The organism is Campylobacter sp. BCW_4338 (assembly GCF_001763255.1).
GTDB classification, from domain to species: Bacteria; Campylobacterota; Campylobacteria; order Campylobacterales; family Campylobacteraceae; genus Campylobacter_D; species Campylobacter_D jejuni.
On record NZ_MJYJ01000044.1, the window covers coordinates 1 to 2,986 of the forward strand.

The following is a 2,986-nucleotide window of genomic DNA, read 5'->3' on the forward strand; positions in this document are numbered from 1 at the left end:
TGAACTTACCCTCTCAAATATAAAAGATAAAGAACAAATTTATTTAAAAGCCCAAAAGGATTATGATGAATTAGTCCAGCATAATTTCACTCAAAGAATCTTAAATGATAAAGATTCTATAGTGGATGGAATTTATAATGAAAGGATTAAAAAGATTCATACTCAAATCATAGACTTAGCTAAAAATGTCAATATAGGAGGAGAATACTTAACTAATGTAGGCTTATCTAAAGATACCATAGTAGGATTAAGCAATACCTTAAATGTAGGAGTAGATAATAAAGTAAGAGTGGCTAAAAACTCTCATGAATATGTAGGAGAAAACAAAGATATAGAAATAGGTGCTAATCAAAATACCATCATACATAAGGATGAGACAAGAAATGTGAAGGGAAATAAAAAGGAAGTGGTTGAGGGGCATTATGATATTAATGTCAGTGATAAAATGCAAGTGTTAAGCGAGAAAAAGATGGATTATAAAAGCAAAGATAATATTCTTTTTACAAGTAATGAATCCATAGGATTTGAAAGTGATAAAAATACAAGCATGGTAGCTGATAATATCACAACTTATACAAAAACTATTCATGAGTTAAAAGCCGATAGCGAGGCGACTATACAGGTAGGAGAAACAATTATTAATGCAAAACCTGATTGTGTTATCATTAAAGCAGGTGGAGTTGAAGTAACTATAGACTCTAATGGACTTGTGGTTAGAGGTGGAGAACTTAAAGCAGAGTAATAAAGGATAAACAATGAATAAACCCTTCTACAAACTTAAAAAATTTTATATACCTTGTGGTGTGCTTATAGCTTTGATTATTTTTATAAGCTTAACTTATCATTTCTTACAACGACCTTTAGAGCTTATCTTTTGGGATAGATATGATATATCGAAATTATCTATTAATAACGAAGAGAAAAATTTTAAAACAATGAAAACTATGAATTACTCCTACTTTCGCTAACGCTTAGAAGTAGGAGCTTCCTAACTAAAGCCAAGTATTCTTAGCTAGCTCGAAAGGCTTCTTGTTTATAGCTTACACCTAAATTTTCATATAAAATATTAAAACTTATACAAAAATCTTTCATAAATTGTTTCAGAAGTTAAAGAGTTTGTTTGGTAAATTACATTAAGGGTTTAAGCCGCAGGCTGACCCCCTACGGCTAAATTGTGAAACCCCTGAAAGGAGGTACATAAAACTCATTCTAGTGGTTATTATACTGCTTTGTTTATTTATAGTCAAGGCATATTAACCAAGCTCAATTTTTGGGGCAACTGGAGTGGGTTACCTGCGGTATCAAACAAACTTTTAACTAAGCTTCTCTCCTTCTATTGAATTTCTATATTTTTTTATATTTTCAATATTTGCACCAAATAAAAATGAAGGTGCAAAAAACAAAGTGCTAATGAATAACAAGTAAAATCTTTTCATGGACTGTTTTAAGAAGTTAAAGAGTTTGTTTTTGGTATAATTGCATAAGGGTTAATGCCAAAGGGGCGGCAACCCCTTTAGCATTCAATCACGCCCAAAAAGGAGGTGATACAGAATGTTAAACAAAATTATAGTAATAATTATACTACTTTGTATAATTATAGTCAAGTGTTATTAACACTTGTTTTCCCTTTTTTAAAGGGGGTTATAATTTTCCCTTTGGCTTACCAAACAAACTTTTAACTAAGCTTCTCTCCTTCTATTGAATTTCTATATTTGAAAAATTTTATTTTTTTAAAAAGTATATGTTTTTTGTATTATTAATTTTTCAAGTATATTCTTTTGGTTATTTTAACTATAAATCACAGTCCTCTTGAGTTTTTTGAAAATAAAGAAAATAGAGAAAAACTCATAAAAACCCTAATAATACACTTAAATTCTTATTTAGAGGCTGAAAGTAATCTACAAAAAATCAAGATTTTAGTCAAAATATATCAAAATTTACAAAAATGTAGCCGAACTCCTGTTCTTATTGACATAGAAGAACTTGAATTTAACAAAGAAGACATTTTCGAAGAATTATTTTATGCTTTAGGCGGTTTAGGAGGTATGTATTCCGTAGAAATAATACAATCAAGAATTGCAAATTTCATCAAAATACTTGGCGGAGAACCTAAACTTTTATTAGAACAATTTTAAACACATAGACTTCTTCTTGAAGTCTATGCAAATACTCAATTTTAGAAAAATTAATTATTCAATAACGCAGCTTTTATTGTATCATTTGTTGCTTTGGCATATATAGCAGTAGTATTTAGTTTTGCATGTCTTAGAATTCCACAAGGTTTGTTCCTTTGGCTGTTAATCTCATGGCTAAAGTGTGTCTAAGCAAATGAAGTCCTTTTTTGCTGATCAAAGCTTTAGCGTAAATATTATTTACAATCAAAAAAGCATTGCTTCTATTTAAATGTTTTCCTGTGCTAGTTTGCATTATGTAATCACTATCTTGGATATTTTCTTTAAAATATTCAAGCTCATCATCTACTTCTTCTTTTTTAATAAATGCAAATTGTTCTTTACCGCCCTTGCCTATTATGGATATTTTTAATATTTCATCATCAACCTCTTCAAAATCACAAAGTTTTACATTTAAAGCTTCAGAAATTCTAAGTCCTCCATAAAGCATAAGTTTTTTCTAAAACTATTGTAAACTTCTTTTTTTGCTTTTTCTTTCTCTAAAACATTATTTAGCCTTATAATTTCATTTTCATTAAGATAATTTAATTTTCTTCTGATTTTTCTGTTCTAAATCTAATTTTCTTCATATCAAAGGAAAAAACAAACAAATCATCATTATTATCGCTTATAAAAGAAAAAAAGCTAGTTAATACTCTCAAATAAGTTATTTTTGTTTTTTTGATAGTTTATTGCCATTTTTTCTAAATAATTAATAAAATTGACTAAAAAAGTCGTTTTTATATCGTTTATTTGCATTTCATCTTGATATTCTAATAAATATTCTACAAATTCTAGTAAAATACGCCTATAAA

At 28.3% G+C, this 2,986-nt stretch carries 4 protein-coding genes; 3 read left to right on the forward strand and 1 reads right to left on the reverse strand.

What is annotated here, in order from left to right; all coding sequences use genetic code 11:
- The 3 genes from AJN69_RS05260 to AJN69_RS05270 all read left to right on the forward strand — a co-directional run.
- The coding region (locus AJN69_RS05260) for a bacteriophage T4 gp5 trimerisation domain-containing protein (protein ID WP_070287879.1) at positions 1–742 on the forward strand (742 nt) is incomplete at its 5' end.
- A 13-nt stretch (positions 743–755) separates the two neighbouring features.
- Complete coding sequence (locus AJN69_RS05265) at positions 756–968, forward strand: hypothetical protein (protein WP_070273882.1); 213 nt, start codon at positions 756–758, stop codon at positions 966–968.
- An 825-nt stretch (positions 969–1,793) separates the two neighbouring features.
- A complete protein-coding gene (locus AJN69_RS05270) occupies positions 1,794–2,135 on the forward strand; it encodes a hypothetical protein (RefSeq protein ID WP_141080069.1) in 342 nt (113 codons plus the stop codon).
- Between the two features lie 130 nt (positions 2,136–2,265).
- Here the strand turns inward: AJN69_RS05270 and AJN69_RS10615 are convergent, their stop codons facing one another.
- Positions 2,266–2,622, reverse strand: coding sequence for a site-specific integrase (locus AJN69_RS10615; RefSeq protein WP_148116010.1), 357 nt, complete (start codon positions 2,620–2,622; stop codon positions 2,266–2,268).
- Positions 2,623–2,986 lie beyond the last annotated feature (364 nt).